Origin of the sequence: Enterococcus mundtii (genome assembly GCF_002813755.1) — a bacterium.
Classification (GTDB): domain Bacteria; phylum Bacillota; class Bacilli; order Lactobacillales; family Enterococcaceae; genus Enterococcus_B; species Enterococcus_B mundtii.
In genome coordinates this window covers 2056053-2081466 of sequence record NZ_CP018061.1, presented here as the reverse complement: position 1 = coordinate 2081466, position 25414 = coordinate 2056053, and the positions used below count along the sequence as shown (strand labels likewise).

The following is a 25414-nucleotide window of genomic DNA, read 5'->3' as shown; positions in this document are numbered from 1 at the left end:
TGGAAATGAATTGGGGGAATGTCCAATGCCAAAAGGCGAGGGAAAACTGATTGCGCAAAATAAAAAAGCTCGCCATGATTATTCGATCATCGACACAATGGAAGCAGGAATGGTTTTACAAGGTACAGAGATCAAATCTATTCGCAATAGTCGTATCAACTTAAAAGATGGATTTGTTCGTGTGAGAAACGGCGAAGCTTTTTTGCATAATGTCCATGTCAGCCCTTATGAACAAGGGAATATCTTTAATCATGATCCACTAAGAACTAGAAAGTTGTTATTGCATAAAAAGCAAATTGCGCGTTTATTGAATGAAACAAAAAATACCGGAATCACGATTGTTCCTTTGAAAGTCTATATCCGAAATGGCTATGCGAAAGTCTTGATCGGATTGGCCAAAGGGAAAAAATCGTATGATAAGCGAGAAGATCTGAAGCGAAAAGATGTGGATCGACAAATTGATCGTACATTAAAAAATTTCTCTAGATAATTTCATTATCCTTTTTCGCATATTCGGTGCTTTTAGATTTACTTAATGATAAAATTTGTTAGCATTTAATCTGATGAAACATGATTATCACAGGTTTTTTCTGAGTTTCCAGGCATCATATCATCCATGTTTTTGCTGATTTTTAGACTGAAATAAAAAAGTGTCTAATTTTCATGAAAATCCTTTGAAATTTCTATTTCGTGGTGGTATGATACCGTTTGGTTAGAAACCGATAAAGAAAAACCAGATACACACATGAAATTGATTTTATGTGAAATTCGGGGAAAAGAGGTGAAATGGATTGGATGAACGCTCGCTAACGTTCCACATTGGACCGGTTTGGTTTGATGGGACTGTTTGTTTGATGGTGTTGTTAACTTGTTTGATCGTTTTCTTTTTAGTTTACTTCTTTACAAGAAATCTAAAGATGAAGCCAACTGGAAAGCAAAATGCACTTGAATGGGTCATTGATTTTACACGAGGGATCGTTACAGATAATGTGCCTAGAAAAGAATTGAATAATTTTCATTTATTGGCATTTACCTTGTTTCTCTTCGTTTTTGTTGCGAACAATATCGGTTTAGTTACAAAAATCGTCTTACCTAGCGAAACGACACTTTGGAAAAGTCCGACAGCAGACCCGTTTGTAACTTTAACATTGGCATTTATTATGATCACACTTACTCATCTATTCGGGGTGAAGAAGCTCGGTTTCAAAGGTTACTTTGTCAACTCGTTCCTAAAACCTTATAGTTTTATGTTTCCAATGAAGGTGATCGAAGAGTTCACAAACTTGTTAACACTTGCTTTACGTCTTTATGGGAATATTTATGCGGGAGAAGTATTGCTAACTTTAATCGCAAAAATGATGACAAGTTTAGGCTGGTTCTCATTGCCTTTAGCAATTCCGTTAGAGATGGTTTGGATCGCGTTCTCATTATTTATCGGAAGCATCCAAGCATTTGTCTTTGTCACTTTATCAATGGTATATATGAGTCACAAAATCGAAGTAGAAGAGTAAAACAACTAGATTTAATTACTATTTAAACTATTTTAGGAGGAAGTAAATTATGAATTATATCGCAGCAGCAATCGCAATCTTAGGGGCAGCTATCGGAGCTGGTTACGGTAATGGTCAAGTAATTTCTAAAACAATCGAATCAATGGCACGCCAACCTGAAATGTCAGGTCAATTACGTACAACGATGTTTATTGGGGTAGCCTTAGTCGAAGCCGTTCCTATTCTAGGTGTTGTTATCGCCTTGATCCTAGTTTTTGGTGTGTAATAAAAATGCTCAGGTTGCGCGATAGTCAAAAAAGCTATCTATTATTTTATTAAATACGCAATCTAAGAAAACTGGATTCTCAGAGAAAGGAAGGCTAACCTATGCTGAATCAATTGGCAATTGCAGAAGTTGGCAATCCGATGTTAGGTAATATCATCGTTGTCAGCGGCTCATTTTTGATATTAATGGTCCTATTAAAACACTTTGCGTGGGGACCGATCAGCGATATTTTGAAAAAACGTGAAGATAAGATCGCCAATGATTTAGATTCTGCAGAACAATCTCGCATCAAATCAGCAAAATTAGAACAAGAACGTGAGCAACAATTGTTGGCTTCTCGCTCTGATGCTGCGGATATCATCAAACATGCGAAAGAAAGTGGAGAATTAAGCCGCCAAAATATTTTGAAGGAGACGCAAGAAGAAGTTGCTCGTCTAAAAAGTAAAGCCCAATCGGATATCACGATGGAACGTGATACGGCATTGAACTCAGTGAAAGACGATGTAGCTGAACTTTCTCTTCAAATCGCGGAAAAAATCTTGAATAAAGAATTATCTCCAGAAATGCACGAATCTTTAATCAATCAATATATCGAAGGTCTAGGTTCGTCAAATGAAACTAGATAAATATACAGTAGGTAGACGTTACGGAAAAGCATTATTTGAACTGGCGATCGATTCAAATAATACAGAAGAAATTTACCAAGAACTTCTTAGTCTACGTAAAATCTATGCGGATGTTCCTGAATTAGGGAGTATCCTTAGTGATGTTCGGTTGGAACCGCATGAAAAGCGATTGATCATGGACAAATTAGTCAGTGGTTATCAAGGAATCGTAAAAAACTTTTTAGAAGTCGTGTTCATGTACAATCGGATGAACGATCTACCTTTGATGATCGACGAATATGAACATCGTTACAATGAAAATAATGGTTTGTTACTAGGAAGTGTGACTACAGCAGTCCCACTTTCAGCGGAACAATTGACTAGACTTGAAGAAAATGTCGCTAAAACAATGAACTATCAAACGGTCGAATTGAAGCAACAAGTTGATTCTACGATCATTGGTGGGGCAATTGTAGAAGCAGATCATCAAGTGATCGACGGAAGCATTCGGACGCAGTTGGAAAAATTGCGTAATCAATTAAATAGATAGTACAAAGAGGTAGGTGAATCGAATGGCTATCAAAGCAGAAGAAATTAGTGCCTTGATTAAAGAACAAATTGAACATTATGAAAACGTGCTTTCAGTCGAAGAAATCGGTACAGTCACTTATGTTGGTGACGGAATCGCACGTGCGCATGGACTTGAAAATGCCATGAGTGGTGAACTACTTGAATTTTCGAACGGTTCATATGGTATGGCACAAAACTTGGAATCAAATGATGTCGGAATCATTATCTTAGGAGATTTTGAATCCATTCGTGAAGGGGATAAAGTAAAACGCACAGGAAAGATCATGGAAGTACCTGTAGGGGACGCAATGATCGGACGTGTCGTCAATCCATTAGGACAACCCATTGACGGGCTAGGAGAAATCGTAACGGACAAAACACGTCCAGTTGAAGCGATGGCACCTGGTGTTATGCAACGTAAATCAGTCAACGAACCAATGCAAACAGGGTTGAAAGCGATCGATGCGTTAGTACCGATCGGACGTGGACAACGTGAATTAGTTATCGGTGACCGTAAAACAGGGAAAACATCGATTGCAATCGATACGATCATCAACCAAAAAGGTCAAGATATGATTTGTATCTATGTAGCCATTGGACAAAAAGATTCAACGGTACGTACACAAGTAGAAACATTGAAAAAATATGGCGCAATGGATTATACGATCGTAGTCAATGCGGGAGCTTCTCAACCTGCACCATTGCTATACATCGCACCTTATGCTGGAACAGCTATGGGTGAAGAATTCATGTATAACGGCAAACATGTATTGATCATTTTTGATGATCTATCTAAACAAGCTGTTGCCTATCGTGAGCTTTCTTTATTACTTCGTCGCCCACCAGGCCGCGAAGCCTATCCAGGGGATGTTTTCTACTTGCACTCACGTTTATTAGAACGTGCAGCAAAATTAAGTGATGATCTAGGTGGAGGGTCAATGACTGCTTTACCATTTGTTGAAACACAAGCTGGGGATATCTCTGCTTATATTCCAACAAACGTCATTTCGATCACTGATGGACAAATCTTCTTAGAAAGTGATTTGTTCTATGCGGGAACTCGTCCAGCCGTAGATGCAGGGTTATCAGTTTCTCGTGTTGGTGGTTCAGCACAGATCAAAGCAATGAAAAAAGTTGCCGGAACATTGCGTCTAGACTTAGCAAGTTACCGTGAGTTAGAAGCATTTACCCAATTTGGTTCTGATTTAGATGCGGCGACACAAGCGAAATTGAATCGTGGTCGTCGTACAGTAGAAATCTTGAAGCAAAAATTACATGCACCTCTTGCAGTGGAAAAACAAGTAGTCATCTTATATGCATTGACACACGGTTACTTAGACAGTATCCCTGTAGATAGCATCTTAGATTTTGAACATGAGTTATTTGAATATCTTGAGACAAATCATGCAGATCTCTTTGAAACGATCCGTACAACGAAAGATCTTCCTGAAGAAGAAGCGTTGAACCAAGCAATTCAAGAGTACAAAGATATCTTTATGGCAACAAAAGGAAATAATTCTTCAACAGAAGACAAATTGAAATCCATTCAAAATGCATAGTGAGGTGAGATGAATGGGCGCTTCATTAAATGAAATCAAGACACGAATCGCGTCAACGAAAAAAACGAGCCAAATCACTCGTGCCATGCAAATGGTCTCAGCCTCTAAATTGACAAAATCTGAAGCTTCTTCACAGAAGTTCCAGATTTATGCCAATAAGGTGAGAGAAATCGTTACGCATCTAACAGCAACACAATTAACTGACATTGCTTCGGCTAATCCAAGAGGGGATGTCAATTATAATAGTATGCTGATCAGTCGACCAGTTAAAAAAACCGGTTATATCGTGATCACAGCTGATGGTGGGTTAGTCGGTGGCTACAATAGTTCCATATTGAAACAGACCATGTCCATCTTGGAAGAAGACCATCAATCACCAGATGAATATGTCATGATCGCCATTGGTGGTACCGGAGCGGATTTCTTTAAAGCTCGTGACATCAACTTAGCGTATGAACTGCGCAATTTGTCTGATCAACCTAGCTTTGATGAAGTTCGTAAAATCGTGAACATGGCAACGACCATGTATCAAAATGAAGTATTTGACGAATTGTATGTATGTTATAACCATCATATCAATTCATTGACTAGTCAATTTCGTGTAGAAAAAATGTTACCTATTTCAGATTTAGATCCGGGAGAAGCGAAAAGCTTTGAGCAAGAATATATTTTTGAACCTTCAAAAGAAGAAATCTTGACTCAACTGTTGCCGCAATATGCCGAAAGTTTGATTTATGGTGCGATCGTCGATGCGAAAACGGCAGAACATGCCGCGGGAATGACTGCAATGAAAACCGCAACAGATAATGCTGCGAACATCATCGATGATCTGACGGTTTCTTATAACCGTGCAAGACAAGGGGCGATCACCCAAGAAATTACCGAAATTGTTGCCGGAGCATCGGCACTAGAATAGCAAGGAGATTGGAGGAAAAAAGATGAGTTCAGGCAAGATTGTTCAAGTAATCGGTCCCGTTGTCGACGTGGAATTTTCTTTAGACCAATCCTTACCAGATATCAACAACGCATTAGTTGTTTATAAAAATGATGAGCAAAAATCAAAAGTTGTTCTTGAAGCAGCATTAGAATTAGGTGACGGTGTGATCCGTACGATCGCAATGGAATCGACGGATGGACTACAACGTGGAATGGAAGTCATCGACACAAGCAAAGCGATCTCTGTACCAGTTGGAACAGAAACATTAGGTCGTGTGTTCAACGTGTTAGGTGAAACAATCGATTTGGAAGCACCATTTCCAGAGGATGCCCAAAGAAGCGAGATCCACAAGAAAGCACCAAATTTTGATGAATTAAGCACAAGTACAGAGATTCTTGAAACTGGGATCAAAGTCATTGACTTATTAGCACCTTATTTAAAAGGTGGGAAAGTTGGATTGTTTGGGGGTGCCGGTGTTGGTAAAACCGTACTGATCCAAGAATTGATCCATAATATCGCCCAAGAACATGGGGGAATCTCAGTGTTTACCGGTGTAGGGGAACGTACCCGTGAAGGAAACGATCTGTATTACGAAATGAAAGATTCAGGCGTAATCGAAAAAACAGCGATGGTGTTTGGACAAATGAATGAGCCACCAGGTGCTCGTATGCGTGTCGCACTAACTGGATTGACGATTGCGGAATATTTCCGTGATGTCGAAGGACAAGACGTGCTCTTATTTATTGATAATATTTTCCGTTTCACCCAAGCAGGTTCAGAAGTATCTGCCTTACTAGGACGTATGCCATCAGCGGTTGGTTATCAACCAACCTTAGCGACTGAAATGGGACAACTCCAAGAACGGATCACTTCAACGAAAAAAGGTTCGATCACTTCGATCCAAGCAATCTACGTGCCAGCGGATGACTATACTGACCCAGCGCCAGCAACGACATTTGCCCATTTAGATGCAACGACAAACTTGGAACGTAAATTGACCGAACAAGGGATCTATCCAGCCGTTGACCCACTTGCTTCTTCATCAAGTGCGTTATCTCCTGAAATCGTAGGAGAAGAACACTACAAAGTAGCGACTGAAGTACAACACGTATTACAACGTTACCGTGAATTGCAAGACATCATCGCTATTTTAGGGATGGATGAATTATCAGATCAAGAAAAAATATTGGTTTCACGCGCTCGTCGAATCCAATTCTTCTTATCACAAAACTTCAATGTAGCTGAACAATTCACAGGTCTTCCAGGTTCTTACGTACCAGTTGAAGAAACTGTCAAAGGCTTCCGTGAGATTCTTGAAGGTAAATACGACGACCTTCCTGAAGAAGCATTCCGCAGTGTCGGCCGAATCGAAGACGTTGTCGAAAAAGCGAAAAAACTAGGCTACTAGAAAGGGGTGCCCCATGGATCAATATTTAACTGTAAATGTGGTTACTCCCGATGGTTTAGTTTATGATCACCATGCGGCAATCGTTGTTGCACGAACTACTGCTGGCGAACTTGGTATTTTACCACAGCATGCACCCATCATCGTGCCTTTAACAATCGATGAAGTTCGTGTGAAGCGGACAGATTCAGATACACACGTTGACTGGATCGCTGTGAACGGCGGCATCATGGAAGTTCGCGATAACTTAGTTTCAATTGTCGCAGATAGTGCGGAACGTGAACGAGATATCGACGTCACTCGAGCAGAACGTGCAAAACAACGTGCTGAACGCCAAATCGAAGAAGCCAAACAAAAAGAAGATAAGAATGAACTGAAACGGGCAACTGTTGCGTTACACCGAGCAGTGAACCGTATCAATGTATCAAAACATAAGTGATTACTATAATTAACAAGTAATTGAATTATGGAGGGAGAACCACTCCAAAAAGAAGAGATCAGGACAAACACTTATGGGTGCTAATGCAGCCACGTGTGTTTCCTGATCTCTTTTTTTTATAAACGGTCAACAGTGATGATACGGTAGGTCATCGAATAAACGGTGTTCCAGAAGCAACAATTCAGTGCTGATCGCTTCTGTCACAACCTCTGTCAGAATAACCAAGTGAAGCTAAAATGAGATTCTTCAACTAAGCGTACCCTTTAACGTATACGGTCACAGATTTAGTATACTATGTTAAAACGTTTGAGATTTTTTCCGTTAACGAAGCGTCTCTTCATTAATATTCATTCGATGTCAGAATAAAAATTATTTTTTTAGTGGAAAGAAATGATATTTTTCATCCATTTTTCAGAGTTTGTCAAGAAAATTACAGAGATTTATCATTTTTACAACCAATAATTTCTACTTTTATAAAATTTATGGTATCATCAGTGTGTTAGTTATCAAAAACATTTGTTAGAAAGGGCGTAATGATGCAAGTATATGGTATTGATGCAATCATTCGGATCGTTAGTCATTTGGCATTTATTTACTTAGCCTTTTGGTCTTTGCGTTCTTTACGCGTTGACGCTTTTTTTCGTTCAATGCATACGACACAAATTAGAATGGCAATTGTCCTTTTTTCAATTTTTTTAGGGTATACAGCGAGCAGTTTTTTCTTAGAGATCATTGCGCTATGTCGAAATCTTTTCGTCAGCCTATAATTTTAAAAAAAGGTACTATTTTAAAACAAGAAGTGATATAATAAAAAAGATTTTGAGCGAATGTATACTCAACGGATTTTTTTGGGGGGAACAACATGGAAGAGATCATCGTAAAAGGTGGCAATCAATTAAAAGGAACAGTAAAGATCGAAGGAGCAAAGAATGCGGTATTGCCGATTTTAGCCGCAAGTTTATTGGCTGAAGAAGGAACGACCGTTTTAGATAATGTGCCAATTCTTTCTGACGTGTTCACTATGAATCAAGTGATCCGTCATTTGAACGTAGATGTAGCGTTTGATGAAGAGAATAATCGTGTGACACTTGATGCATCGAGAGAATTAGAAATTGAAGCACCTTATGAATACGTAAGCCAAATGCGTGCGTCAATCGTTGTGATGGGACCATTATTGGCTAGAAATGGTCATGCAAAAGTTGCAATGCCTGGTGGATGTGCGATTGGAAAACGTCCGATCGATTTACACCTAAAAGGTTTTCAAGCCTTGGGTGCAAAAATCATTCAAAAGAATGGTTATATCGAAGCAATCGCCGATCAACTGATCGGAAATACGATCTATTTAGATTTTCCAAGTGTTGGTGCGACACAAAACATCATGATGGCTGCTGTCAAAGCAAAAGGCACGACGATCATTGAAAACGTCGCACGTGAACCTGAAATCGTTGATTTAGCGAATATCTTAAATAAAATGGGTGCGAATGTTTATGGCGCTGGTACAGAAACGATGCGTATCGAAGGCGTTGATCATTTGCATGCAGTCAACCATTCAATCGTCCAAGACCGTATCGAAGCCGGTACTTTCATGGTAGCAGCAGCGATGACTGAAGGCAATCTATTGATCGCTGATGCGATTTCTGAGCATAATCGTCCATTGATCTCTAAATTGATCGAAATGGGTGCAACGATCACTGAAGAAGACGGTGGCGTTCGTGTCATCGGACCAAAACATATTTTACCAACAGATGTAAAAACGATGCCACATCCTGGTTTCCCAACGGATATGCAAGCACAAATGACTGCTATCCAGTTGGTTGCAGAAGGTACAAGTGTTGTGACCGAAACAGTCTTTGAGAACCGTTTCCAACATCTTGAAGAAATGCGCAGAATGAATGCACATGTAAAAATCGATGGCAACATTGCAATCATGGATGGTAATCACGAATTACAAGGTGCTGAAGTCTATGCAACAGATCTAAGAGCAGCAGCAGCGCTCGTATTAGCTGGTTTGAAAGCAAATGGAATCACACGCGTTCGTAACCTAAAATATTTAGATCGTGGCTATTATAATTTCCATATTAAATTGCAACAATTAGGTGCAGATGTGGAACGTGTAAATGTAGAAGAAACACCAGTCGAAAAAACACCACAAACAATCGCTTAAGGATGTGACGAGAGATGACGAGTCCACGCTATATTTTGATAAGTTTGGTAAAAATTTTAGCTGTCATTTTACTTGTACTCCTATTATTCATCATTGGAACAATGATCGGATATGGTTTGATTGGCGGTGGAAGTCCATTCAAGGTCTTTCAACCGAGCTTATGGTTGCATATCTTCGATTTCTTTAGTTAAGTGTGTACACTAGGTAACAGATAAGAGAAGAAGAGGTTGTGGCAAAAGCGTACAGCTCCGAGAAATAAGCGCCAAAATCCGAAAATAGCTTTTCATATTTTTGGGTTTTGGCGCTTATTTCTGTAGGAGTTGCTTTTAGAACACCGTTTATCCGGTTATAGGGGATGGTAAGTGGATGTATGACCAATCCTTTTTTTATATGGAGATGAAAACATGAAAAAATTTTTGATTTATTTAGTTCGCGGATACCAGCGATTTATTTCACCTGCGTTCCCACCAAGTTGTCGGTATTATCCAACTTGTTCCAATTACATGATCCAAGCCATCCAAGTACATGGTGCGCTCAAAGGAACCCTAATGGGAACAGCACGCATCTTTCGTTGCCATCCATTTGTGAAAGGCGGTATCGATTATGTGCCTCGTCACTTTCGTTTGACGCGTAATAAAGAAGATCAATCGATGCCAGACTATAAAAAATACAAAAAATAGAGTCATTGATTTTTATCAGATAGGAGAAAGCGATGTTTCAACAATTGAACAAAAGTGACTTACCATGGGCGTTATTATTAGAAGCCGATCCTGATAAAGACAAAGTGATCGCTTATGTGACCAATGGCGATGGGTTTATCTGGAAAGAGCATGATGAAGTGATCGGTGTGCTTGTTTATGTAATCAGAGAAACGGAATGTGAGATCATGAATGTTTCTGTTGCTGCTGCACATCAAGGAAGAGGAATCGGTGGCAAGCTGATTGATCATGCACTTGAAGAGTTGAGCAAAGAATGCAAACAACCAACAAAAATATTGATCCGTACAGGAAGTATTACGAATCCAGCGTTACATCTTTATCAGAAAAAAGGCTTTAAAGAAGTATCGAGAGAAAAGGATTACTTTATCAATAATTACGCAGAACCAATCTATGAAGAGGGGATACTTCTTAGAGATCAAGTAACCTTAGCCAAAGAATTATAGGATGGAACGAAAGCGTTTTATAATAAAAATATTGTTGAAAAACTATTGAGGAGGAACAAATAATTATGGGGATTTTAGCATTCGATTTTGGCGGTTCAGCTGTCAAATATGGTTATTGGGAACTAGAAACACTAACACATAAAGGTCAGTTCACAACACCAGCTACATGGATAGAAATGAAAGCGCAATTATCATCGGTATTCCAACAATTATCACAAGAAGTAGCAATCAATGGGGTTGCCTTTAGTGCACCAGGTGTTGTGAATAGCCAACGACAAGTGATTGAAGGCATCAGCGCGATTCCTTATATCCATGGGTTTGATATTTATACTGAATTAGAGGAATTGTTTGGTCTGCCAGTCGCTATGGAAAATGATGCGAATTGCGCGGGAATGGCTGAGTTTTATGAAGGTGCTGCTCGTGGCTATCAAAATGTTGCTTTTGTAGTGATTGGTACAGGCGTGGGTGGTGCGATGTTCACTAATGGTGAATTGAATAAAGGCGCTCATCTTTATGGCGGAGAATTTGGCTTGATGTTTCTTAATGGGGAGCATACATTCAGTACATTAGGAACGGCAGTCCAAATGGCGTGGCGATACTGTGAACGCAAAGGATTAGATAAAAATACCTTTAGTGGAAAAGAAGTCTTTGAATTAGCAGAAAATGGCGATCCTCTCGCACAAGAAGAAGTTGAATCTTTTTATGATTATTTAACAAAAGGGTTATTTAGTATTCAATTTTCATTTGATCCAGAAGTGATCGTATTGGGTGGTGGAATTTCTGCAAAAGAGGGATTACTGACAGAAATCAATCAACGGATGAAAAAATTGACGAGTCATTTTGGGTTGAATGATTTTGATCCATTGATCACCTTGTGTGAGTATCGCAATGATGCGAACCTGATAGGGGCAGCCGCAAATTATCTAGCGCAACAAGAAGCAGGAAAATAAATTATCAAATAGAAGACACACAGTGAATGTTTTCTGCCGTTAAATGTGATAAACTATTGAGGAGGTGGGAAATAATGTCAAAAAAGAATAAAGATATTGAAGTGCGTACCGAAGAGATCAAAAAAACGATCAAAGGGAACACATATGATGTAACGCAGTTATTTATTGGTAAAAAAATGATCGGTGAAATTTTAGCGTATGGACCAAAAGAATTTGAGATTTTCTTGGGAGAAGAAGACTTTGGCAAAGAAAAAAGTCTTGAAAATGCGATAGAAACAGTGATTCGTCATTGGAATTTACACGAATAAAAAAATATCAAAAAAATTTTCAATAAAGGGTTGCAATCACTTGGAAAATTAGGTATTATAACTAAGTCAGGTTGATACAAACCTTTCGGAGGAGTAGCGAAGTGGCTAAACGCGACGGACTGTAAATCCGTTCCTTAGGGTTCAGTGGTTCGAATCCACTCTCCTCCATTTCATTGGGGTATAGCCAAGCGGTAAGGCAAGGGACTTTGACTCCCTCATGCGTTGGTTCGAATCCAGCTACCCCAGTTCCTAGAGTGATCAGTTGAAGATCACTCTTTTTTTTGTGTAAAACACCTTGTTTCTTGCTGATTTTGCTATTATAGGCTAGAGTAGATATAAGAAGAAAAAAAGGAGGCGGCACAAATGAAGTGGAAACAAAAAGTAGATGAAACAGCAGAAAAAATTTACGATATGATCAAATCGGAGAAGTACAATGTAGAGATCCATGTACCGAAAAAATCAGAAAAATTTGTCCAAATCAAAGCGAAACGTCCAACGAATCATACTAAAAAATGGTTGTCTAAAAATCGTTAAGAATAACAAAAGCTCTGAAGTTCACATAATCTTGTGTTCTTCAGAGCTTTTGTTATTTTTCAATCTCGATCCCTAAGACGGTCAAGTGACCATTTCCCACTAATTTGATGACTAAAGTAGCTAATTGCTTTGGTGTCATCTCGGTATCGCTGGTGACCCACCAATGTAAAGTACCGGTAAAAATGGCAGTTATGTATTCTGTGATAAAATCGATAGGTACTTCTAGTTCGTTCTCTGTGATTTTTAGACGATCAAAAATAGTTGCGTATTTTTCAGATAAGAAAATTTTCAATTTTTTCCTGAAAAATTCGATCGAAGTGCCGTCCAAAGTCGTAATAAATATAGCTTTGTTCTCAGCAACCAATTGGTAAATTTGAGTTAAGGCACGGTTGACCCGTTTCAGCTTCAATTTATTACCTTCCATCAAGGGTTCCAAATCTAAGATCGAGGTAAATGTCTGGATAGCGATATGGAATAAATGCTCATAAAGATCTTGTTTGTCTTTGAAATGTGCATAAAAAGTCGCACGATTGATCATTGCTTCATCGGCGATTTCTTGGATCGTGATTCGCTCCATACTTTTTGTTTCTAGTAAACGTAAGAACGCTTCAATAATCATTTTGTTGGTACGTTTCACTCGAAGATCGTTTTTCTTCATCATAAAAATCTCCTTACTTTTGGTCGACAAATCGCTCACGATTGTTGTTTATCTCACAAACTGACAATTATTGCTTATTGCAATCGCTCTAAATCGTTTTAGAATAGATATATGTAGTATAACAGACGCTTTGTTCAATGTTCAACAAAGCGTCTTTTTAAGAAGGTGGCGAGACGATGAAAATGTACGGAGGTATCGATGTAGGTTCAACGACAGTCAAATTAGTGATTCTTGATAACCATGGCGAAACTCTTTTTGCTAAATACGAACGACATTATGCAGATATCAGAAAAGCAACCATCAACATATTAGAAGAAGCCAAAACAACTTTACAAGATCAGGCGATTGCTTTTGCAATCACTGGTTCTGGCGGGATGGGATTAGCGGAACATCTACAATTGCCTTTTATCCAAGAAGTGATTGCATGTACAAAAACGATCGAAGAAAGGATTCCCGAAACAGATGTAGCGATTGAATTAGGAGGAGAAGATGCCAAAATCACCTTTTTTGGTTCTTCTTTAGAACAACGAATGAACGGTAGCTGCGCGGGAGGGACAGGCGCATTTATTGATCAGATGGCAGCACTATTGAAAACCGATGCAAATGGGTTGAATGAACTAGCCAAAGCGTATCAACAGCTTTATCCAATTGCCTCTCGCTGTGGTGTATTCGCTAAAACGGATGTACAACCACTGATCAACGAAGGAGCGGCGAAAGCCGATATTGCTGCTAGTATTTTTCAAGCCGTCGTCAATCAAACGATCGCTGGTTTAGCAGCAGGAAGAAAGATCAAAGGAAAGGTCGCCTTTTTAGGTGGCCCACTTTACTTTATGTCCGAATTGCGCCAACGCTTTATTGAAACCCTTGGCTTATCGACAGAAGAAGTGGTTTTTCCAGAAAATCCGCAACTATTCGTGGCATTAGGGGCAGCTTATCACGCAAAAGCTTCAAAGGAAAAGACACTCGGTGAATTAATCCAGAAATTGGAAAGCCAAGAACAAGAGTTGCTTCATCATTCTCGTTCTTTAGCGCCACTTTTTCAGAACGATCAAGAGTTAGCTGATTTTCGCAGCCGACACGAAAAAGCGAAGGTGCAAGAATGCGCTCTAGCTACCCATCAGGGGGTGGCTTTTCTAGGTATTGATGCTGGTTCAACGACGACGAAAGTCACCTTGATCAATCAATCAGGAGAGCTATTATTCTCATTTTATGGAAACAATGAAGGACAGCCTTTAGAAACAACCATCAACGTATTGAAAAATATGTATCAGCAAATGCCCAAAGACTGCTTTATCGGTAAAGCGGTAGTGACTGGCTATGGTGAAGCGTTGATCAAGAGTGCGTTGAAAATCGATATTGGCGAAGTCGAAACGATGGCGCATTATAAAGCAGCAAATTTTTTTCAACCAGGTGTCGATTTTATTTTAGATATTGGCGGACAAGACATGAAGGCAATGACGATCAAGGACGGTGCATTGTCCTCGATTCAATTGAACGAAGCCTGTTCTTCAGGTTGTGGTTCATTTATCGAAACATTTGCTAAGTCATTAGGTTATGGAATCCAAGATTTTGCGGTTGCTGCTATTTCAGCCAAGAACCCTGTGGACTTAGGTTCCAGGTGTACGGTCTTCATGAATTCAAAGGTCAAGCAAGTCCAAAAAGAAGGTGCTTCTGTTGGAGACATCTCGGCTGGTTTATCTTATTCTGTGATCAAAAATGCGATCTACAAAGTAATCAAAATCAGAAAACCAGAAGATCTAGGCAATAAGATCGTGTGTCAAGGTGGAACCTTTTACAACGATGCAGTCTTGCGAGCATTTGAAAAAATCAGTGGAAGAGAAGTTGTTCGTCCTTCTATCTCAGGATTGATGGGTGCATATGGCGCTTCTTTGATTGCTCTGGAAGAATATCAAAAAGGGGAAATAAGTGAACTACTCTCCTTCGAAGAATTGTCTCAGCTGACGACAGAAAAAGAACTGACGCACTGTGGGTTGTGTGAGAACAATTGCCTGTTGACGGTCACTTTATTTTCTGATGGTCGGAAACTGATTTCTGGTAATCGTTGTGAACGTGGGGCGCAGATCAAAATCAAAAAAGCCGATAAGAAAATCAATTTAGTGGCTGAAAAATCTCGGCAATTATTCCGTTACCGCCCATTACGAAAAACAGAAGCTGTCAACGGTGAAATCGGGATTCCAAGAGTATTGAATATGTATGAAAACTTTCCACTTTGGCAGACTTTCTTTCGTTCTTTAGGTTTTCGAGTAGTCTTATCCCCTCGATCGAGTAAGGAAATCTACGAACAAGGGATCGACACGATTTCAAGTGATACCGTCTGTTATCCAGCGAAGCTGGTGCATGGCCATATCCAGTCACTGATCGATGCTGGTGTTTCCTGCATTTTTTATCCTGGCGTGATCTTTGAGCAGAAAGAGAATAACCAAGCGGACAATCATTTTAATTGTCCCATCGTTCAAAGTTATCCAGATGTCATTAAAAACAATGTTGATGCGATTCGGGAAGGACGGATCGATTACCGTCAGCCGTTTTTGAATCTAGCGAACGAAGCATCAGTGGCAAAGACGTTACACCAAACATTTTCTGACTATGGGTTTTCAGAAGATCAAATAAAAGAAGCTTTACACCAAGGATATGAAGCATTAGCTGATTTTAAAAAAGAGATCCAACAAAAAGGAGAAGAAACCTTAAGGATGCTACATCAGAATAATGAACGTGGCATCGTCCTTGCAGGTCGACCTTACCATCTAGATCCGGAAATCAACCATGGGATTGCAGAATTAATCACACAAGAAGGCTTCCATGTGTTGACAGAAGATAGCATCGCTCATCTAGGAGATGTGGGGCAATTACGAGTAGTGAATCAATGGGTCTATCAATCAAGATTATATGCTGCTGCCCGAGTCGTCGCAAAATCTAAGGAGTTAGAACTAGTTCAATTAAACTCTTTCGGGTGTGGTATCGATGCGGTGACAACTGATCAAGTGGAAGAAATCATGGCGCAATATGGCAAGTTATACACTGTACTAAAAATCGATGAAGGCGCAAATTTAGGTGCTATCAGGATACGCTTGCGCTCATTAAAAGCGGCAGTCAATGCACGAACCAAACAACAATTTCGCCCAACGAAACAATTTCATACACCAGATAAAATCACCTTTACCAAAGAAATGAAGAAAACACATACCTTGTTATTGCCAATGTTGAGTCCTATCCATCAATCTGGTTTAGTTGATGTTGCTTTAAAAGCCTCAGGATATCAAGTTGTTTGTTTGCCAAGAAACAGTGGAAGTGCCATTGATGTCGGGTTAAAGTACGTCAATAATGACGCGTGTTATCCAGCAATCATCTCGATCGGGCAAATAGTCGAGGCATTGGAAAGTGGCACATATGACTTAAATCATACCAGTGTGATGATGACCCAAACGGGAGGTGGATGCCGAGCGACTAATTATATCCCACTGCTTCGAAAGGCGCTTGATGAAGCTGGCTTCCCACAGATACCCGTAGTTTCTGTGTCTTTCGGCAATCAAGGGGTAGAATCTTCTCCTGGTTTTACGTTCACATTGCCATTATTGAAACGTTTAGCGGTTGCTTTTTTATATGGTGATCTTTTTGAACGGGTCATTTACCGTACTCGACCATATGAGATAGAAAAAGGCGCGATTGATGAAATGCACCATCAATGGCTTGAACGAGTGGAACGCAATGTCAAAAATGGTTCTTTGACAAACTTCAACCGAAATATGGCGAAAATCATCCATGATTTTGACACGGTTCCGCTAACGAATCAAAGGAAACCTAAAGTAGGAATTGTTGGAGAGATTCTAGTCAAGTATTCACCTACGGCCAATAATGATATCGTCCGATTATTAGAAGAAGAAGGCGCTGAAGTCGTTGTTCCTGATATCATGGGGTTTATGAATTATTCGATATACAACCAAATCTGGAAATACGAACACTTAGGTCATTCAAAAAAAAGTAAATGGGTCGCACAATTTCTTATCCGCTTGATTGAATATGTTGTAAAGCCAATGGATAAAGCCTTAAGGAAATCACAACGTTTTGATGGAATAACACCAATTCATCAATTAGCAGATGAAGCAAGCCAGATTCTATCAATTGGCAATCAGACCGGTGAAGGCTGGTTTTTAACCGGTGAGATGATTGAATTGTTAGAGAATGATGTCCCTAATATCGTTTGCATGCAACCATTTGGCTGTCTACCAAATCATGTCGTTGGAAAAGGGGTATTCAAAGAGCTGCGTCATCGTTACCCAAAAGCCAACATTACTGCAATCGATTATGATCCAGGTGCTTCCGTAGTCAATCAATTGAATCGCATCCGTTTGATGATGGCAACGGCCATGAAAACATTGAATCCATAATTTGTCGGTTGAGTTTAGCAAGAAAGCCTTTTTGATTTTATCATTTACGAGTAAGAATAGGCATACTTGTTACTTTAAGTACTCATTGAACAAGAGCTAAGATAAAAAAGAATCTTTCTAAAGGTTATTGTGTCAGAGGGTAAGGCAGTGGAATGAACAGCATGGTGGGCTCTTTTTTGTTGAGAATTAGGTATATACCAGTTATAATAAAATAGAAATGAAAGGACGGGTAGATGTTATGTCGAATCAATTACCGGTATATATACAAATTCACGATCAAATCAAAAGTGAAATCGAGCAAGGCGTCTGGAAAATCGGAGATCGTCTTCCTTCAGAAAGAGAATTAGCCATCAAGTTCAATGTTAGTCGAATGACTTTAAGACAAGCGATCCAAAACCTAGCCGACGAAGGAATCCTTGAAAGAAAAATTGGATCAGGTACCTACGTGGCACGAGAAAAGGTCCAAGAAAAAATGTCTGGTGCAACCAGTTTTACCGAAATCATGGAATCACAAAATCGTGTGCCATCCAGTCGAACGATTTCTTATTTTCTCACGTCACCGAGTTCGAGTGAAATGGAGAAATTGCAACTAAAAAAAGATGATACCATCTTACGAATGGAACGTATTCGTTTTGCTGATGATATCCCTATTTGTTTTGAGATTGCGAGTATTCCGCAAAAAATCATCGACGGATACAGCAAAGCAGAAATTACGGAGTCACTGTATCGAACACTCGAAGAAAAAAGAGGGAACAAGATCGGTGCGGCGAAACAAACAATTTCAGCAGTCTTAGCTTCAGAAAAAATTGCTGAATATTTAGAGGTCAAGCGAGGAGATGCCGTTTTACGTTTAAGACAGATTTCTTACTTTGAAGATGGCACGCCATTTGAATACGTACGTACCCAATATGTCGGCGACCGTTTTGAGTTTTATTTAGAAAGATGATCGTTCATATTGAATAAAAAGACCAGAGAATAGTCATCGGCATAACTGCCTCCTATTCTTTGGTCTTTTCGATATGATCCGGCTCAGTCTCTTGTTTGAATGAGTTGTTCATAATAAGAAACAGCTCCTTCAGTAAATGTCACTTGACCGCTCAAAAGTTCAATGATAGCTTCTTGGAACGCAGTGACCTCTTTTTCATTGATCATGCAAACAACGATGACTTTTTCTGTATAGCGGATTTCTTTCACATTCACCTGCTGAAGTGCCAAGAAGTTTTCTATTTTTCCTAGTTGGGGATAGGCAATATGAATCGATAGTTCTTGTTGTAATGTCCCTTCAACAATGCCGATTTCTTGTAATGCGTGGGAAACCGAATGCGCATATGCACGAATCAAGCCACCTGCACCTAACTTGATCCCGCCGAAATAACGAGTCACAACAGCAGCCACATTGATCAGTTCATTTTTTTTGATGACTTCTAACATCGGTACACCGGCAGTTCCACTTGGTTCACCATCATCACTGCTTCGTTGGATCTCATTTTTTTCACCAATCACGAACGCACTGCAATTATGATTGGCTTTCCAATGTTCTTTTTTCGTTTCTTGGATAAATTGTTTTGCTTCTGCTTCGGTTTCTACTCGTTTCAGTGAGCAGATAAAACGTGATTTTTTTATTTCAAGCTCACTTTGACCATTTTCTTTGATCGTGTAATAACGTTCTAACATCTGTTTCACTACTTTCATTGTTTGTTCTCGTCTCTTTTCAAGTATAGAGAATTTTTTTCTGCATGACAATTATGTTAATAGTTGCTTAACGAAGGGAATATGGGATAATAAAGAAAAGTGAGGTGCGTAACATGAAAGAACGAGTCAAAAAGTATGATGCCATCACTCATTATTTAAAGACAAATGGTGGCTCTCAAATCACGCTGACATTTACTCAAATCGATGAGTTGCTTTTTCCAAGTAGTGCCTTGCCCCGTTCTGCACGAGAAAGTACTGATTGGTGGGCGAACGACTATAAACATCCTGAAAAAGGCGCCTATGGCTGGATCAATGCTGGCTATGAAGTGGTGGTCATCAATTTAGAAAAAGAATTTATCGTATTCAATCAATTAGTCAAATCCAGTTGGTTGTTTGACGAATAACTATTTTTCTAGCTGTTGATCTAATCTCCCGATTCAAGTCCAATTTTAGGTCTAGCTACATATATCAGTATGATCTGAGTCCGAAAGTTTCTGTTAAAGAAATGGTCCGCGGATTCAGTTTCATACTTTTTTTGTTTTCCATTGAAATCATCGCGTTCGTTCGTCCGCTGATTAGCTGATTTTCTAATTGGATCAATCCGATTGATTCTGCATGAAGGATTTCTTTTTTTGCGTATCTATTTTGCGAAGGGAGAGAAGTACACATGCACGCGGAAGATTTTTTTGGCAGACGATTATTAACTAGAGAAGTATATGGGAATGAACATTCTTATAAAAAATTGAACTATGAAGTGGTCGATGCAGTCACAGTAAAAAAGAAGCAGCTTTATTGCAATCGTTGCAGTCAAACTACCCCTTTGAAATCAGCAAGGCTCAATGTGTCTACCTACTACTGTCCCCACTGTCTGTTTTTGGGGCGTTGCGATACCCTGCAACAGCTCTACTTATTCGAACAACCAAATGGAAAGAAGCGTCATGTAAATCACTATTGGGAAGGTCAATTAACAACACTACAACAGCAAATTTCAGATGATCTATGTGAACGATCGGGTGAGCATTTGGTTTGGGCAGTTACAGGCTCAGGCAAGACAGAGATGCTTTACGCCAGTATCCACGCTACCTTAGCTAAAGGTGGGAGAGTTGCTATCGCCTCACCAAGGATCGATGTTTGTCAGGAATTATACCTACGACTTAGCCAGGTCTTCCCAGAAGAAACGATCCGCTTGCTTCATGGGAAATCAGAAGGACCTGATCGCTATGGTTCTTTAGTGATTTGTACAACGCATCAGTTGTATCGTTTTTACCGAGCATTTGCTCTTTTAGTAGTAGATGAAGTGGATGCTTTTCCATTTGTTGGGGATCAAGGGTTAGCTTATGCAGTGGCAACCGCGCTACAAAGAAATGGACAACTGATATATTTAAGTGCGACACCCGATGACCAGTTATTGAAAAAAAGCCGAACAGCTATGAGTGTTCATCAGTTGGCTTTACGCTTTCATCAGCGATTATTGCCAGAACCGAAACTGCTTTTTTGGGATCAGTGGGCAAATCGCTGTTTGCACCCAAAAAAGAATCAACGATTGTGTCGCTTGATCCAAGAGCTAGTCAAAGAAAACCATGTGCTATTGTTTTGCCCAAGTATCTCTTTAATGGAGCAATTGGAGAAACAATTAAAAAAACAATTGTCTTGTCGTATGACATCCGCCTCTTCAAAAGATGAAGCACGTAGTAGCAAAGTCCAAAATATGAGAGAGCAACACTACGATGTGTTTTTGACCACGATGATCTTAGAGCGTGGGGTGACTTTTGAACGGATCTCAGTCATTGTTTTAGGCGCCGACCATCCGGTATTCAGCAAATCATCACTGGTCCAAATTGCTGGACGTGCCGATCGAAAGGGAGGATTCACGAATAGTCAGGTCTATTTTTTCTATGAAGAAAAGACGCGTGCTATCGTAAAAGCGTGTAAAGAAATCAAACAAATGAATAAAAAAGGAAAAGAGCAACGAGATGAAATGCGTATATTGTAAGAAAATATTTAGCAGAAATATAACAATCGGTGAATTGCTTGGACTGAAAAAAGTAGCGAGATGTTGCCAGGAATGTCAATTCTTATTTCAACGAATACGACAGAAGAGTCGCCACCAGTGTGAAGGCTGCCAAAAAGTATTGAATAAACAAGCGATTGATCAACATGACTATTGCCGAGATTGCTTGAATTGGCAGGCACGTTACCCTGACTATCGTTTTTGTCATCGTGCGTTCTTCCGCTACGATCAAGCGTTCCGTACTTGGCTCAAACAATATAAATTCATGGGGGATATCCTGTTGGCACATACATTTAGTGTAGAGTTGCAAGAATTGCGAAAACAATACAAGTCATTTGTTTTTTGTCCGATTCCATTGTCTACAGAAAGGATCAACGAAAGAGGATTTAACCAAGTGAGTGAACTATTGAGAGCTGCTGGGCTTCCTTTTCAAGAATTGCTGATCAGAGAAAAACACCATATACCACAATCCAAGAAAACAAGAGTGCAACGTTTGATTACGACCCAACCATTTGTTTATCAGCCATCTACACCTACAATCAAAGGGGAAAATATCTTGCTGATCGATGATGTTTATACGACTGGCCAAACGATGTTCCATGCAGCGTCCTGCCTTTTGGCGCAGTCACCCAATAAAGTACAGACGTTCTCACTTGCTAGATAAGCTTTTTGTAGAAACAGTAGTAAAATGACAGCGATTTAGTTTGCAAATGCTTACGAGTTCGATATAATAGAAGTAAGAAGAGGGAAAGAGTGGTCCTTCTCCTTCTTGATTGTGGTAGATGAAAGGGGTAGTTTTTATGTTTAGATATAATGTACGCGGCGAAAATATCGAAGTAACTGAAGCGATTCGTGACTACGTAGAGAAAAAAGTAGGAAAATTAGAACGTTATTTCAGCGATGCTCCCGATGCTACGGCGCATGTGAATTTAAAAGTTTATACTGAAAAAACAGCAAAAGTGGAAGTTACGATTCCATTACCTTATCTCGTATTACGTGCCGAAGAAACTTCACCTGATCTATATGCAAGTATTGATTTGGTTGTTGATAAATTGGAACGTCAAATCCGCAAATTCAAAACAAAAATCAATCGTAAATCTCGCGAAACTGGTTTGAATACAGCAAATGCGGCGGTTATGTTCAATAATGAAGACGAAGAAGAAAATGAGTCTGAATTAGATATCGTTCGTACAAAACGCTTGTCATTGAAACCAATGGACAGCGAAGAAGCTGTTTTACAAATGAATATGTTAGGCCATAACTTTTTCATCTTTGAAGATGCAGAAACGAATGGTACAAGCATTGTTTACCGTCGTAAAGATGGCAAATATGGATTGATCGAAACTGATTGATAAATAACGAAATAATAACATGAAAAAAACTTGCAGTGGTCTCGAATGACTACTGCAAGCTTTTTTTTCGGATTGGATAGATAAAAAGAATATGAAATAATTATGAAGATATCACTTTAATTGACTTAAGTTATTTCATTTATCCACAACTAATGATAAAATAAGAAACAGAGTCTACATAGTTTGGATATTATATAAAAGGAGATTAAACAACGCATGGCCAATTTTATTCGTTCGATTATCGAAAATGATAAGAAAGAACTAAAACGTTTAGAAAGTATTGTAAAGAAAATCGAAGCTCATGCTGATGATATGGCAGCATTAACAGATGAACAATTACAAGCAAAGACAACAGAATTTAAAGAAAGATATAAAAAAGGGGAAACATTAGATCAACTTTTACCAGAAGCTTTCGCAGTCGTTCGTGAAGCAGCAAAACGCGTATTAGGGTTGTACCCTTACCCTGTGCAGTTGATGGGGGGGATCGTCCTTCATGATGGAAATATTCCAGAGATGCGTACCGGTGAAGGGAAAACCTTGACTGCTACGATGCCTGTTTATTTAAATGCTTTGACAGGAGAAGGCGTTCACGTAGTTACTGTCAATGAATACTTGTCTACTCGTGACTCCAATGAGATGGGTGAGTTATACAACTTCTTAGGTTTGACAGTTGGTTTGAATATCAATTCAAAATCAGCAGATGAAAAACGTGAAGCCTACAATTGTGACATTACGTATAGTACAAACAATGAGCTAGGGTTTGACTATTTGAGAGACAACATGGTCGTTTATCGTCATCAAATGGTACAACGTCCATTGAACTATGCGATCGTCGATGAAGTCGATTCGATCTTGATCGATGAAGCAAGAACGCCATTGATCATTTCTGGACAAGCAGAAAAGTCAACTGCGTTATATACGCGTGCTGATAACTTTGTCAAACGATTGAAAGAAGAAGAAGATTATAAAATCGATGTTCAATCAAAAACGATCAGCTTGACTGAAGCTGGAATTGAAAAAGCGGAAGAAACTTTCGGTTTAGATAACTTATATGACATCGAAAATTCTGCTTTAACGCATCATATCGATCAATCATTACGCGCAAACTATATCATGATTTTAGATATCGACTATGTGGTCCAAGATGGAAAAGTAATGATCGTTGACCAATTTACTGGTCGTATCATGGATGGACGCCGTTATTCTGATGGTTTGCACCAAGCGATTGAAGCCAAAGAAGGCGTGGAGATCGAAGATGAAACAAAAACGATGGCATCGATCACATTCCAAAACTATTTCCGTATGTACAAGAAATTATCTGGTATGACAGGGACAGCGAAGACAGAAGAAGAAGAGTTTAGAGAAATCTACAACATCCAAGTCATTCAAATCCCTACAAATCGTCCGGTCATTCGTGATGATCGTCCAGATTTGTTATATCCGACATTGACAAGCAAGTTCAATGCAGTCGTTCAAGATATCAAAGATCGTTACCGTAAAGGACAACCTGTTCTTGTAGGTACCGTCGCTGTTGAAACGTCTGAATTGCTTTCTGATTTATTGAACCGAGAACGCGTACCTCATGAAGTACTAAATGCCAAAAACCATTTTAAAGAAGCCGAGATCATCATGAATGCTGGTCAAAAAGGAGCAGTTACGATTGCAACGAACATGGCTGGTCGTGGTACGGATATCAAGTTAGGTCTAGGTGTTCGTGAGTTGGGTGGATTAGCTGTTATTGGTACAGAACGTCACGAATCAAGACGTATCGATAACCAGTTACGTGGACGTGCAGGTCGTCAAGGAGATCCAGGGATGTCACAATTCTACTTGTCTCTTGAAGATGACTTGATGAAACGATTCGGTTCAGAACGAATCAAAGCTTTCTTGGAACGCATGAAGATCGGTGAAGAGGATGCAGTGATCCAAAGTAAGATGTTGTCGAAACAAGTTGAATCAGCGCAAAAACGTGTAGAAGGAAACAACTACGACACACGTAAAAACGTTCTTCAATACGATGATGTGATGCGTGAACAACGTGAAGTCATCTATAAACAACGTCAAGACGTGATCATGGAAGAAACAAGTCTATCTGAACCATTAATGAATATGGTCAAACGAACAATCAGTCGAGTAGTGGATGCCCATACGCAACTTGAGAAAGAAAACTGGAACCTTGAAGGAATCGTCGACTTTGCTGGTAGTACACTTGTCCATGAAGACAGTATTTCAATGGCTGATCTAGAAGGCAAGACACCACAACAAATCAAAGATTTCTTAAATGAAAAAGCACAAGAAATCTTTAATACGAAATCTTCACAATTAAATGGTCCTGAGCAATTGCTTGAGTTTGAAAAAGTCGTGATCTTACGTGTTGTCGATTCAAAATGGACAGACCACATCGATGCAATGGATCAATTACGTCAATCGATCGGACTACGTGCCTACGGACAAAACAATCCGCTTGTCGAATACCAAACAGAAGGCTACAAAATGTTTGAAGACATGATTGGTGCAATCGAATACGAAGTAACACGTATCTTTATGAAAGCTGAGATCCGTCAAAACGTCCAACGTGAACAAGTGTCTCAAGGGCAACCTGTTCAACCAACAGAAGGTGGCGCGAAAGAAAACAGCCGATTGAATGTGAAATCACAGCCTGTCAGTGTAAATAAAGTTGGACGTAATGACCCATGTCCATGTGGCAGTGGTAAAAAATTCAAAAATTGTCATGGCAAGAATGAGATGTAATCTTTCCTATTGAAAGAAATCGTTCATACCGAGCAATGAGACTTGATCAATTCAGAAAAGGAACTCACTTCATATGAGAGTGCTCGTTCCTTTTCACAAACTAAAATAGATAGGGAATCTTAACGAAACATTTTT

The 25414-nt window shown here is 39.4% G+C and carries 26 protein-coding genes and 2 tRNA genes; 26 read left to right on the top strand and 2 right to left on the bottom strand.

The genetic code is table 11. The features are described 5' to 3' along the window. The first annotated feature begins 25 nt into the window (after positions 1 to 25). The 19 genes from smpB (at position 26) to EM4838_RS16610 (ending at position 12409) form a co-directional block, all read left to right on the top strand. On the top strand, positions 26 to 490 hold the full coding sequence (gene smpB / locus EM4838_RS09815; protein WP_071866745.1) for an SsrA-binding protein SmpB: 465 nt from the start codon (positions 26 to 28) through the stop codon (positions 488 to 490). Between the two features lie 301 nt (positions 491 to 791). Further along, positions 792 to 1511 carry a F0F1 ATP synthase subunit A gene (atpB, locus tag EM4838_RS09810; RefSeq protein WP_010734885.1) on the top strand — a complete coding sequence of 240 codons (720 nt, stop codon included), beginning with the start codon at positions 792 to 794 and terminating at the stop codon, positions 1509 to 1511. A gap of 49 nt (positions 1512 to 1560) precedes the next feature. Beyond that, the gene (gene atpE, locus EM4838_RS09805; protein WP_010734886.1) at positions 1561 to 1776 is read left to right on the top strand and encodes an ATP synthase F0 subunit C; all 216 of its coding nucleotides are present in this window, start codon (positions 1561 to 1563) and stop codon (positions 1774 to 1776) included. Between the two features lie 101 nt (positions 1777 to 1877). Continuing rightward, a complete protein-coding gene (gene atpF / locus EM4838_RS09800) occupies positions 1878 to 2402 on the top strand; it encodes a F0F1 ATP synthase subunit B (protein WP_010734887.1) in 525 nt (174 codons plus the stop codon). Beyond that, the gene (gene atpH, locus EM4838_RS09795; protein WP_010734888.1) at positions 2389 to 2931 is read left to right on the top strand and encodes an ATP synthase F1 subunit delta; all 543 of its coding nucleotides are present in this window, start codon (positions 2389 to 2391) and stop codon (positions 2929 to 2931) included. Before atpF ends, atpH begins: the two co-directional genes overlap by 14 nt. 22 nt (positions 2932 to 2953) lie before the next feature. Further along, positions 2954 to 4510: a F0F1 ATP synthase subunit alpha gene (gene atpA / locus EM4838_RS09790; RefSeq protein WP_010734889.1), complete on the top strand. Its 1557-nt coding sequence runs from the start codon at positions 2954 to 2956 to the stop codon at positions 4508 to 4510. Between the two features lie 13 nt (positions 4511 to 4523). Beyond that, complete coding sequence (locus EM4838_RS09785) at positions 4524 to 5426, top strand: F0F1 ATP synthase subunit gamma (protein WP_010734890.1); 903 nt, start codon at positions 4524 to 4526, stop codon at positions 5424 to 5426. Positions 5427 to 5448: 22 nt separating this feature from the next. Beyond that, the gene (gene atpD, locus EM4838_RS09780; RefSeq protein ID WP_010734891.1) at positions 5449 to 6855 is read left to right on the top strand and encodes a F0F1 ATP synthase subunit beta; all 1407 of its coding nucleotides are present in this window, start codon (positions 5449 to 5451) and stop codon (positions 6853 to 6855) included. Positions 6856 to 6868: 13 nt separating this feature from the next. Next, on the top strand, positions 6869 to 7291 hold the full coding sequence (locus EM4838_RS09775; protein ID WP_010734892.1) for a F0F1 ATP synthase subunit epsilon: 423 nt from the start codon (positions 6869 to 6871) through the stop codon (positions 7289 to 7291). A 536-nt stretch (positions 7292 to 7827) separates the two neighbouring features. Next, positions 7828 to 8058 (top strand): DUF1146 family protein, encoded by a 231-nt coding sequence (locus tag EM4838_RS09770; RefSeq protein ID WP_029594144.1) that lies wholly within the window; start codon positions 7828 to 7830, stop codon positions 8056 to 8058. 95 nt (positions 8059 to 8153) lie between these two features. After that, entirely contained in the window at positions 8154 to 9455 is a 1302-nt protein-coding gene (gene murA, locus EM4838_RS09765; RefSeq protein WP_010734894.1) for a UDP-N-acetylglucosamine 1-carboxyvinyltransferase, read from the top strand. A gap of 14 nt (positions 9456 to 9469) precedes the next feature. Further along, positions 9470 to 9646, top strand: coding sequence for a DNA-directed RNA polymerase subunit beta (locus tag EM4838_RS09760; RefSeq protein WP_010734895.1), 177 nt, complete (start codon positions 9470 to 9472; stop codon positions 9644 to 9646). 213 nt (positions 9647 to 9859) lie between these two features. Further along, positions 9860 to 10135 (top strand): membrane protein insertion efficiency factor YidD, encoded by a 276-nt coding sequence (gene yidD, locus EM4838_RS09755; RefSeq protein ID WP_071866746.1) that lies wholly within the window; start codon positions 9860 to 9862, stop codon positions 10133 to 10135. A gap of 32 nt (positions 10136 to 10167) precedes the next feature. Continuing rightward, on the top strand, positions 10168 to 10617 hold the full coding sequence (locus EM4838_RS09750; RefSeq protein WP_071866747.1) for a GNAT family N-acetyltransferase: 450 nt from the start codon (positions 10168 to 10170) through the stop codon (positions 10615 to 10617). 65 nt (positions 10618 to 10682) lie between these two features. Then, a complete protein-coding gene (locus EM4838_RS09745; RefSeq protein WP_071866748.1) occupies positions 10683 to 11567 on the top strand; it encodes an ROK family protein in 885 nt (294 codons plus the stop codon). A gap of 74 nt (positions 11568 to 11641) precedes the next feature. Next, a complete protein-coding gene (locus EM4838_RS09740) occupies positions 11642 to 11875 on the top strand; it encodes a DUF2969 domain-containing protein (protein ID WP_071866749.1) in 234 nt (77 codons plus the stop codon). Between the two features lie 87 nt (positions 11876 to 11962). Continuing rightward, positions 11963 to 12043: transfer RNA gene (locus tag EM4838_RS09735), tRNA-Tyr, on the top strand. Between the two features lie 6 nt (positions 12044 to 12049). Continuing rightward, positions 12050 to 12121 (top strand) — tRNA-Gln (locus EM4838_RS09730). A 117-nt stretch (positions 12122 to 12238) separates the two neighbouring features. Continuing rightward, on the top strand, positions 12239 to 12409 hold the full coding sequence (locus tag EM4838_RS16610; RefSeq protein ID WP_010734900.1) for a hypothetical protein: 171 nt from the start codon (positions 12239 to 12241) through the stop codon (positions 12407 to 12409). 52 nt (positions 12410 to 12461) lie between these two features. Here the strand turns inward: EM4838_RS16610 and EM4838_RS09725 are convergent, their stop codons facing one another. Next, positions 12462 to 13070 (bottom strand): TetR/AcrR family transcriptional regulator, encoded by a 609-nt coding sequence (locus tag EM4838_RS09725; protein WP_081355916.1) that lies wholly within the window; start codon positions 13068 to 13070, stop codon positions 12462 to 12464. 173 nt (positions 13071 to 13243) lie between these two features. Between EM4838_RS09725 and EM4838_RS09720 the strand changes: the two genes are divergently transcribed. Both EM4838_RS09720 and EM4838_RS09715 read left to right on the top strand, forming a co-directional pair. Beyond that, complete coding sequence (locus EM4838_RS09720; RefSeq protein ID WP_071866751.1) at positions 13244 to 17473, top strand: 2-hydroxyacyl-CoA dehydratase; 4230 nt, start codon at positions 13244 to 13246, stop codon at positions 17471 to 17473. Positions 17474 to 17711: 238 nt separating this feature from the next. Continuing rightward, positions 17712 to 18419 carry a GntR family transcriptional regulator gene (locus tag EM4838_RS09715; protein ID WP_010734905.1) on the top strand — a complete coding sequence of 236 codons (708 nt, stop codon included), beginning with the start codon at positions 17712 to 17714 and terminating at the stop codon, positions 18417 to 18419. Positions 18420 to 18502: 83 nt separating this feature from the next. On the opposite strand, the gene EM4838_RS09710 is transcribed toward EM4838_RS09715, so the two are convergent. Continuing rightward, on the bottom strand, positions 18503 to 19147 hold the full coding sequence (locus tag EM4838_RS09710; protein WP_071866783.1) for a YigZ family protein: 645 nt from the start codon (positions 19145 to 19147) through the stop codon (positions 18503 to 18505). Between the two features lie 131 nt (positions 19148 to 19278). Between EM4838_RS09710 and EM4838_RS09705 the strand changes: the two genes are divergently transcribed. The 5 genes from EM4838_RS09705 (at position 19279) to secA (ending at position 25279) form a co-directional block, all read left to right on the top strand. Next, a complete protein-coding gene (locus EM4838_RS09705; RefSeq protein ID WP_010734907.1) occupies positions 19279 to 19569 on the top strand; it encodes a DUF7662 domain-containing protein in 291 nt (96 codons plus the stop codon). A 263-nt stretch (positions 19570 to 19832) separates the two neighbouring features. After that, positions 19833 to 21158 carry a DEAD/DEAH box helicase gene (locus tag EM4838_RS09695; protein ID WP_071866753.1) on the top strand — a complete coding sequence of 442 codons (1326 nt, stop codon included), beginning with the start codon at positions 19833 to 19835 and terminating at the stop codon, positions 21156 to 21158. Further along, the gene (locus tag EM4838_RS09690; RefSeq protein WP_071866754.1) at positions 21139 to 21840 is read left to right on the top strand and encodes a ComF family protein; all 702 of its coding nucleotides are present in this window, start codon (positions 21139 to 21141) and stop codon (positions 21838 to 21840) included. The genes EM4838_RS09695 and EM4838_RS09690 overlap by 20 nt, the downstream gene beginning before the upstream one ends. A gap of 136 nt (positions 21841 to 21976) precedes the next feature. After that, positions 21977 to 22528 (top strand): ribosome hibernation-promoting factor, HPF/YfiA family, encoded by a 552-nt coding sequence (hpf, locus tag EM4838_RS09685; protein ID WP_010734910.1) that lies wholly within the window; start codon positions 21977 to 21979, stop codon positions 22526 to 22528. Positions 22529 to 22744: 216 nt separating this feature from the next. Then, entirely contained in the window at positions 22745 to 25279 is a 2535-nt protein-coding gene (gene secA / locus EM4838_RS09680) for a preprotein translocase subunit SecA (protein WP_071866755.1), read from the top strand. Positions 25280 to 25414 lie beyond the last annotated feature (135 nt).

Coding starts and splice junctions, on each gene's coding strand:
- smpB (WP_071866745.1), top strand. CDS start 26: ATGCCAAAAGGCGAGGGAAAACTGATTGCGCAAAATAAAAAAGCTCGC.
- atpE (WP_010734886.1), top strand. CDS start 1,561: ATGAATTATATCGCAGCAGCAATCGCAATCTTAGGGGCAGCTATCGGA.
- atpF (WP_010734887.1), top strand. CDS start 1,878: ATGCTGAATCAATTGGCAATTGCAGAAGTTGGCAATCCGATGTTAGGT.
- atpH (WP_010734888.1), top strand. CDS start 2,389: ATGAAACTAGATAAATATACAGTAGGTAGACGTTACGGAAAAGCATTA.
- atpA (WP_010734889.1), top strand. CDS start 2,954: ATGGCTATCAAAGCAGAAGAAATTAGTGCCTTGATTAAAGAACAAATT.
- EM4838_RS09785 (WP_010734890.1), top strand. CDS start 4,524: ATGGGCGCTTCATTAAATGAAATCAAGACACGAATCGCGTCAACGAAA.
- atpD (WP_010734891.1), top strand. CDS start 5,449: ATGAGTTCAGGCAAGATTGTTCAAGTAATCGGTCCCGTTGTCGACGTG.
- EM4838_RS09775 (WP_010734892.1), top strand. CDS start 6,869: ATGGATCAATATTTAACTGTAAATGTGGTTACTCCCGATGGTTTAGTT.
- EM4838_RS09770 (WP_029594144.1), top strand. CDS start 7,828: ATGCAAGTATATGGTATTGATGCAATCATTCGGATCGTTAGTCATTTG.
- murA (WP_010734894.1), top strand. CDS start 8,154: ATGGAAGAGATCATCGTAAAAGGTGGCAATCAATTAAAAGGAACAGTA.
- EM4838_RS09760 (WP_010734895.1), top strand. CDS start 9,470: ATGACGAGTCCACGCTATATTTTGATAAGTTTGGTAAAAATTTTAGCT.
- yidD (WP_071866746.1), top strand. CDS start 9,860: ATGAAAAAATTTTTGATTTATTTAGTTCGCGGATACCAGCGATTTATT.
- EM4838_RS09750 (WP_071866747.1), top strand. CDS start 10,168: ATGTTTCAACAATTGAACAAAAGTGACTTACCATGGGCGTTATTATTA.
- EM4838_RS09745 (WP_071866748.1), top strand. CDS start 10,683: ATGGGGATTTTAGCATTCGATTTTGGCGGTTCAGCTGTCAAATATGGT.
- EM4838_RS09740 (WP_071866749.1), top strand. CDS start 11,642: ATGTCAAAAAAGAATAAAGATATTGAAGTGCGTACCGAAGAGATCAAA.
- EM4838_RS16610 (WP_010734900.1), top strand. CDS start 12,239: ATGAAGTGGAAACAAAAAGTAGATGAAACAGCAGAAAAAATTTACGAT.
- EM4838_RS09725 (WP_081355916.1), bottom strand. CDS start 13,070: ATGATGAAGAAAAACGATCTTCGAGTGAAACGTACCAACAAAATGATT.
- EM4838_RS09720 (WP_071866751.1), top strand. CDS start 13,244: ATGAAAATGTACGGAGGTATCGATGTAGGTTCAACGACAGTCAAATTA.
- EM4838_RS09715 (WP_010734905.1), top strand. CDS start 17,712: ATGTCGAATCAATTACCGGTATATATACAAATTCACGATCAAATCAAA.
- EM4838_RS09710 (WP_071866783.1), bottom strand. CDS start 19,147: ATGTTAGAACGTTATTACACGATCAAAGAAAATGGTCAAAGTGAGCTT.
- EM4838_RS09705 (WP_010734907.1), top strand. CDS start 19,279: ATGAAAGAACGAGTCAAAAAGTATGATGCCATCACTCATTATTTAAAG.
- EM4838_RS09695 (WP_071866753.1), top strand. CDS start 19,833: ATGCACGCGGAAGATTTTTTTGGCAGACGATTATTAACTAGAGAAGTA.
- EM4838_RS09690 (WP_071866754.1), top strand. CDS start 21,139: ATGAAATGCGTATATTGTAAGAAAATATTTAGCAGAAATATAACAATC.
- hpf (WP_010734910.1), top strand. CDS start 21,977: ATGTTTAGATATAATGTACGCGGCGAAAATATCGAAGTAACTGAAGCG.
- secA (WP_071866755.1), top strand. CDS start 22,745: ATGGCCAATTTTATTCGTTCGATTATCGAAAATGATAAGAAAGAACTA.